Annotated in this window: 1 pseudogene; it reads left to right on the plus strand. The window is 47.5% G+C overall.

Annotated elements, in window-relative coordinates:
- A pseudogene (locus AACS98_RS01325) lies at nt 1-204 on the plus strand (8-amino-7-oxononanoate synthase); the annotation flags it as partial.

Below are 204 nucleotides of genomic sequence, written 5' to 3' on the forward strand. Positions count from 1 at the left end.
TGCTTGGTTACAAAAATCCTTAACAACCATTCATCAGGCTGACTGGTATCGTTCTGTAAAAACTATACATGGACTGCCAGGGGCAACGGTGGATTTAGAGGGGCAAGAGGTGATTAATTTTGCTAGTAATGATTATTTGGGGTTGGCTGGGGATACACGCTTGATAGCGGCTGCTGTGGCGGCAGTTCAAGAGTACGGCACGGG

Origin of the sequence: Anabaena sp. CA = ATCC 33047 (assembly GCF_963870205.1) — a bacterium.
Classification (GTDB): domain Bacteria; phylum Cyanobacteriota; class Cyanobacteriia; order Cyanobacteriales; family Nostocaceae; genus Trichormus.